The 6,956-nt window shown below is 60.6% G+C and carries 6 protein-coding genes; 3 read left to right on the top strand and 3 right to left on the bottom strand.

The window, feature by feature from the left end; all coding sequences use genetic code 11:
• The 3 genes from HHJ19_RS12155 to HHJ19_RS12145 all read left to right on the top strand — a co-directional run.
• The coding region (locus HHJ19_RS12155; protein WP_296907699.1) for an NIL domain-containing protein at positions 1 to 355 on the top strand (355 nt) is incomplete at its 5' end.
• Positions 348 to 1,013, top strand: a complete 666-nt coding sequence (locus tag HHJ19_RS12150) for a methionine ABC transporter permease (RefSeq protein ID WP_296907697.1) — start codon at positions 348 to 350, stop codon at positions 1,011 to 1,013. The genes HHJ19_RS12155 and HHJ19_RS12150, both read left to right, overlap by 8 nt.
• A gap of 206 nt (positions 1,014 to 1,219) precedes the next feature.
• Complete coding sequence (locus HHJ19_RS12145) at positions 1,220 to 2,017, top strand: MetQ/NlpA family ABC transporter substrate-binding protein (RefSeq protein WP_296907695.1); 798 nt, start codon at positions 1,220 to 1,222, stop codon at positions 2,015 to 2,017.
• A 31-nt stretch (positions 2,018 to 2,048) separates the two neighbouring features.
• Here HHJ19_RS12145 and uvrA read toward each other — a convergent pair whose 3' ends face one another.
• The 3 genes from uvrA to HHJ19_RS12130 all read right to left on the bottom strand — a co-directional run.
• Entirely contained in the window at positions 2,049 to 4,718 is a 2,670-nt protein-coding gene (gene uvrA, locus HHJ19_RS12140) for an excinuclease ABC subunit UvrA (protein WP_296907693.1), read from the bottom strand.
• Positions 4,715 to 5,869: a YihY/virulence factor BrkB family protein gene (locus HHJ19_RS12135; RefSeq protein WP_296907690.1), complete on the bottom strand. Its 1,155-nt coding sequence runs from the start codon at positions 5,867 to 5,869 to the stop codon at positions 4,715 to 4,717. Before HHJ19_RS12135 ends, uvrA begins: the two co-directional genes overlap by 4 nt.
• 130 nt (positions 5,870 to 5,999) lie before the next feature.
• Positions 6,000 to 6,956 (bottom strand): cation diffusion facilitator family transporter (locus tag HHJ19_RS12130; RefSeq protein ID WP_296907688.1); only part of this gene is annotated, 957 nt, incomplete at its 5' end.

The raw sequence follows: 6,956 nt of genomic DNA, 5'->3' as shown, positions 1-6,956 counted from the left end.
GATTGCCGAGATCGTGCCGCAGGACCTGCCCGACAGCGTACTGGCACGGATTCGAATGCTGATGAGCGCCGGGCATCCGGAAGTAGGGCATGAGGGCTGCCTTCTGCGTCTGGCCTTTGCCGGCGACGAGTCTGACCGTCCCCTGCTGTCGGACGTGATTCGCCGCTTTGGCATTGATCTGTCCATCATGCATGGTCAGGTGGACGAAATTCAGGGCAAGCCTTTTGGCACGCTGGCGGTGTTTGCGCGCGGCGCGCGCGAGCAGCTGAACGCCGCAGTGGCGCATTTGCGCTGTGCTGGCATCCATGTCGATCGGGTCAGCAATCTGGCAACCGGGGAGCTCAGCCATGTTTGACAATTTTTCGCAAGCCCTGGTTGAGCTGTTTGTCAGCTCGTTTTGGGAGACCATCGTCATGGTCGGCATTTCCGGGGTGGTGGGCGCGCTCATCGGCATTCCCCTGGGAGTGTTTTTGCGCTTGACGGACGCCGGCGGAGTGCTGCAAAACCTGACGGTAAACCGGGTCGTCGGCGGCATCGTCAACGCGGTGCGTTCCACACCCTTCATCATTCTGCTGGTGGCCATCATTCCGCTGACGCGTTTGCTGACCGGCTCGTCTATCGGCACCGCCGCCGCCGTCGTGCCGCTCACGATTGCGGCGGCGCCCTTCATGGCGCGGCTGGTGGAGGCCTCGCTGCGGGAGGTGGACCACGGCCTGATCGACGCGGCACTGGCGATGGGCGCCACGACGCGGCAGATCGTGCTCAAGGTGCTGCTGCCCGAAGCGCTGCCCGGCATCGTGGCCGGCCTGACGATTTCCTTTGTCAGCCTGACCGGTTATTCGGCCATGGCTGGAGCCATTGGCGGCGGCGGGCTAGGCGATCTGGGCATTCGCTACGGCTATCAGCGCTTTTTACCCGAAGTGATGCTGGCCGTGGTGCTGGTGCTGATCCTGTTTGTGCAGGCGGTGCAAAGCCTGGGTGACTGGGCGGTACGCCGGTTGAGCCACAAATGACTCGGCCGCCGCGCAAACGCGCTATCCGGCGATGTTAATTTGCTATCATATATGTAGCACAAAACAACCGTATTACTTGGACCAGAGGCCGATTTGACTTAAAGATCTGCGTTTGTACGATGGGTAACTCGATGCGTCGCTTCGGGTCGCATCAAATTTCTCGATTCATTGCAATTTATTCAACTTTTCAAAAAAAGGAAAACACCATGAAAAAACGTATTCTTGTGCAGTCGGCCATTGCGCTGGTGCTCGCACCTTCCTTCTCCGGTAGCCTGCTGGCCCAAGATAAGCCGCTGAAAATCGGTGTCACGGCAGGTCCGCACGCGCAAATTTTTGAGCAGGTCAAAAAAGTGGCCGAAAAAGACGGCCTGAAAATCCAGATCGTCGAGTTCAGCGACTACATCCAGCCCAACGCCGCGCTGGCTGCCGGTGACCTGGATGCCAACAGCTACCAGCACAAGCCCTTTCTTGATCAGCAGGTCAAGGACCGTGGCTACAAGATTGTGCTGGCCGCCTACACCGTCAACTTTCCGATCGGCATTTACTCCAAAAAGGTCAAGAGCCTGAAGGACCTGAAAGAAGGCGCGCGCTTTGGCATTCCCAATGACCCGACCAATGGCGGCCGCGTACTGTTGTTGCTGCAAGAAAAAGGCCTGATCAAGCTCAAGCCTGAAGCGGGTTTGAAAGCCACGCCGCTGGACGTGATCGACAACCCCAAAAAGATCAAGTTTGTCGAGCTCGAAGCGGCGCAACTGCCGCGTACGCTGGACGATCTGGACGCTTCGGCCGTCAATACCAACTTCGCGCTGCTGGCCGGGCTGAACCCGGCCAAAGATGCGATTGCGCTGGAGGCCGCCAAGTCACCCTATGTGAACCTGCTGGCGGTGCGTGAGCAGGACAAAGACAAGCCATGGGTGGCCAAGCTGGTCAAGGCCTACCATTCGGAAGAAATCCGCAAATTCATCGAGACCGAGTTCAAGGGATCGGTGCTGGCTGGTTTCTGAGCGCGGGGGCTGCCTCAGGGGAGAAGAGCCGCTACAGGTAAGGCGCCGTTCGGCTTTCCCTGGCCCGCGCGACGTCTTGAGGCAACCCGGCAGCAACGATGCGGCCGCCTTCGTCGCCGGCGCCCGGTCCCACATCAATGACCCAGTCGCTGGCGGCAACCACCCGCAGCTCATGCTCCACCACGATCACGGTGTTGCCCCCATCAACCAGGGCCTGCAGCTGCACCATGAGCTTGTCCACATCGGCAGGATGCAGGCCGGTGGTGGGTTCATCCAGCACATACAGGGTATGGCCCCGCTGCGTGCGCTGCAGTTCGGTCGCCAACTTGATGCGCTGTGCTTCGCCGCCAGACAGTTCGGTGGCGGGTTGTCCCAGCCGCAGATAACCCAAACCGATGTTTTTCAGCAGCGTCAGCGCTTTCAGCACGCTGGACTCGCTGGAAAAAAAGTCGCAGGCTTCCTCGACGGTCATGTTCAGGACCTCGGCGATGTTTTTGCCCTGCCAGGTGATCTTCAGCGTCTGTTCGTTGTAGCGTGCGCCGTGGCAGACCGGACAGGGGGCATACACGCTGGGCATGAAGAGCAGCTCGACGCTGACAAAGCCTTCACCCTCGCAGGTTTCACAGCGGCCCTTGGCGACGTTGAAGGAGAACCGGCCGGCGTCGTAACGCCGTGCCTGTGCTGCCGGGGTTGCAGCGAATAGTTTGCGCACCTGGTCAAACAGACCGGTATAGGTGGCCAGGTTGGAGCGGGGCGTGCGTCCGATTGGCTTCTGGTCAACCCGAACCAGCCGCTGGATGCTTTCCATGCCGGCATGCAGGCGTCCGCTCGTCAATGCGGAAACGGTGGGCTCCAGCGCATCGGCTTCGTCTTCTTTTTCGGAAGGCTCATGGCCCAGGTGGGCACAGAGCAGCTCGACCAGTGCCTGACTCACGAGGCTGGATTTTCCCGAGCCCGACACGCCGGTCACGGCAGTGAACACCCCCAGCGGAAATTTTGTATCGACTCCGCGCAGGTTGTTGCGGGTAATGCCGCGCAATTCCAGCCAGCCGCCGGGTTGACGCGGCGAGCGGTCCGGCTTCTGCCAGGGTGTGAACAGGTAACGGCCTGTTTGCGAGGCAGCCACACTTTTCAATCCGTCTGGCGGGCCGCTGTAGAGAACGTGTCCACCGTGTTCGCCGGCGTGCGGGCCGACGTCCACCAGCCAGTCGGCACGGCGCATCATGTCCAGGTCATGTTCGACCACAAAGAGCGAATTGCCCGAGCGCCTGAGCTGGTCCAGCGCCCTCAGCAAGGCTTCGCTGTCAGCCGGATGCAGGCCGGCGGTCGGTTCGTCCAGCACATACACCACGCCAAACAGGTTGGACCGGATTTGCGTGGCCAGGCGCAGCCGCTGCAATTCGCCCGACGACAGGGTCGGCGTGCTGCGGTCAAGCGAGAGATAGCCCAGGCCAAGTTCCTGCAGCGTCGCAATACGCGCCAGCAGATCGTGCGCGATGCGCTGTGCCGCGATGCGTTTTTCCTGAGACAGATTGGGAGTGCGCCGCACGTCGGGCGCGGCTTCATGGGCAGAGCCGCCTTCAGCCACGCGTTTCGCGGTGGCGTTTCTTGCCACATTGCGGCTCAAAACAGGGGAGCCTTGCGCGGCCGAGTCATCGAAGCGGGCGCTGGCTGCAGGCGCGAGTACCTCGGCCATGCGCGTGAGCGACATCTGCGACAGCGCGCCAATGTCCACGCCCGCAAAGGTCACCGACAGCGCCTCCGGCTTGAGCCGCTTGCCATCACAGACCGGGCACAGCTTGCCGGTCATGAAACGCGACACGCGCCTTTTCATCAACGCACTTTGCGAGGTGGCGAAGGTTTGCAGTACATAACGGCGTGCGCCGGTGAAGGTCCCCTGGTAACTGGGTTCCAGCTTTCGGCGCATAGCCGCGCGGGTTTCTGCGGGGCTGAAGCCGGCATACACCGGCACGCTGGGCTGCTCGTCGGTAAAAAGAATCCAGTCGCGGTCTTTGCGGCGCAGATCGCGCCACGGCGTGTCCACGTCGTAGCCCAACGTGACCAGAATGTCACGCAGGTTCTGTCCATGCCAGGCTGGCGGCCAGGCAGCGATGGCACGCTGGCGAATCGTCAGAGAGTCGTCGGGCACTATCAGCTTTTCAGTCACTTCGAAAACGTGGCCCAGCCCGTGGCAGTTCGGGCAGGCGCCCTGCGGCGTGTTGGGTGAAAAGTCTTCCGCATACAACATGGGCTGCAGCGTCGGGTAGTTGCCTGCCCTGGAATACAGCATGCGAACAAAACTTGACAGGGTCGTGACGCTGCCAACTGAAGAGCGGGAGCTGGGCGTGCCGCGCTGCTGCTGCAGCGCCACGGCTGGCGGCAGGCCTTCAATCGTGTCAACGTCGGGAACGCCGACCTGGTCAATAAGCCGGCGGGCATAAGGAGCAACGGATTCAAAGTAACGGCGCTGCGCCTCTGCGTACAAGGTGCCGAAAGCCAGCGAAGATTTCCCCGAGCCTGAAATGCCAGTGAAAACGACCAGCGCATCGCGCGGGATGTCCACGTCAATGTTCTTCAGGTTGTGTTCGCGGGCACCCCGAACACGAACAAAGCCGTTGCGCACCGACGTATCGACTGGCGCAAAATCGGCCGTTCCTGCCTGGCTTGGCAAGTTGCGGGTGTCCTTGGGGCTGGTCTTCATGGTCGCCGAAAATGGATCGGTTTGCGCGCTCTTTGCTTAAGCAGCAGGCGCAGTGCAAAAAAAGCTGCGAGGCTTGCCGCATAAACCACTGCGCGTTGCTTAAGGCTGGCGTGGCCGGTGTTGCTGCCTGCAAGCGCGCTTCGGTGTGCGTCGCCTGCCCATGGCGCCTGGAGAGGCCGGGGCGGGCGTAACCTGGATGATTCGTCGCGGATTTGAAGCGGCGAGGGATCGCCAGCCTGCTTGCGCGCATCGCTGCCGTGGCCGACTGGCACGCCAGCAGGTGTTGCCACATTTTTTTTATCGCCGGCCAGCGAGCCGTGGTCATTTGCATAGACCCAGGTGAACTCGGCACCCAGCAAAAATATTTGTGCCGAGTAATACACCCAGACCAGCAACACAACCAGCGAGCCGGCGGCTGCAAAGGAAGAGGTGACGCTGCTTTTTCCGATGTACAGGCTGATTAGCGTCTTGCCCACCTCGAACAATACGGCCGTGACGCCTGCACCGACCCAGACATCGCGCCAGCTCACCCTGGCCTGCGGCATGAGCTTGAAAATCATGGCAAACAGCACGGTCGAAAAGCTCACTGAAAAAATCAGGTTGATAACGTAAAGCAGCGCTGCCCAGCCCGGCAAAAGCACGCTTGCCCAACTGCCGAGGGCCGCAATACCGGCACTGCTTACCAGCGACACCAAAAGCAGAAAACCCAGGCCAAGAATAAAACCCAGCGACAGAAGCCGGGTGCGGAGCAGCGCCCAGATCCCGGACGTTTTCGGTGCCTGCGGCACTTGCCAAATCCGGTCCAGCGAACTTTGAAGCTCTGCAAATACCGTGGTTGCTCCGATGATCAGCACCACAGTGCTGATCGCCGTGGCAATAAGACCCTTGGTGGGTTGATTGGCGCTTTCGATCAGCGCCTGGATACCTGTTGCGCCTTCCTTCCCGATCAGACCGGTGAGTTGCCCCACGATTTCGCCCTGAACGGCCTCACGCCCCCAGACAAAGCCGGCCACGGCAATCACGATGATCAGCAACGGCGCAATTGAAAACACCGTGTAATAGGAAATGGCGGCACCCATGCTGGGCGCGTAATCATCTATCCAGGCTGAAACCGACTTTTTGGCGAGCTGATAAAAGTGGTTTAAAAACATGCGTCATTTTTAGCCGCCGGACATCGGTGGCTTCCTTGCCATCAGTCTCGCCAGTGTTGCAAAGAGCCGTCGTCGGTCTCGGCTCATGAATTCTGTAGGCGGCAGGCGATACCTGCGAGTTTCACTGTTTTCAGGATGTTAGCGACTGGTTAGGCGATTCAGCCGACCCCTGGGTATGGTCCAGGTCTGGACGCTTCCACGGGTCCACATGCGTCATCAGGTTCAGCACCCGATGGCGCTTGAGTACGCGCTGCCGCGCTTCCACGGCAATGTCGTGGCCAGCCTCCACCGTGATCGACGCATCGACTTCGATATGCGCATCCACAACAATCATGTCGCCCATTTTGCGCGTACGCACATCATGCACATCACTCACCCCTGGCGTTTCGACCAGCGTTCGGCGAATGGCCGCGACCTCCTGCTCGTCCACAGCGCGATCCATCAGGTCGTGCATCGCGTCCCAGCCGAAGCCCCAGCCCATCCGGGCGACCATGAAACCCACGATCAGCGCGGCAATCGGGTCCAAAATCGGGTAGCCCGCCAGATTGCCGATGATGCCGATGCCCACGACCAGCGATGAGGCTGCGTCCGACCGGGCATGCCAGGCGTTGGCCACCAGCATGCTCGATTTGACACGTTTGGCGACTGCCAGCATGTAGCGAAACAGCAGTTCCTTGGCAATCAGGGCGATAGCGACAACCCAGAGTGCGGTGATATGGACCTGCGGCACGGTTTCGGGCGACTGGAGTTTGAAAATAGCCGACCAGAGCATGCCCACGCCGACCACCAGCAGAATGACCCCGAGCACCAGTGAGGCGGCAGTTTCGAACCGCTGATGGCCATAGGGATGGTCAACATCTGCGTCCTTCTTGCTGTGGTGGCTGGCAAACAGCACGACGAAGTCGGCCACCAGGTCGGACAGCGAATGGATGCCGTCGGCAATCAGCCCCTGAGACTTGGACAGGATACCGGCGGTGATCTGGCCAATCGTCAGGGCCATGTTGACGCCTACGCTGACCCAGGTACTGCGCGTGGCTGCCGCCGCGCGTTCGGCGGGGCTGTGCTGGGTGTCTTCGGGATCATCGGC

This window comes from Polaromonas sp., from assembly GCF_012927415.1.
GTDB lineage: Bacteria > Pseudomonadota > Gammaproteobacteria > Burkholderiales > Burkholderiaceae_C > Polaromonas.
The sequence above is the reverse complement of the archived record's forward strand: the minus strand, read 5'-3'. Positions and strand labels throughout refer to the sequence as shown.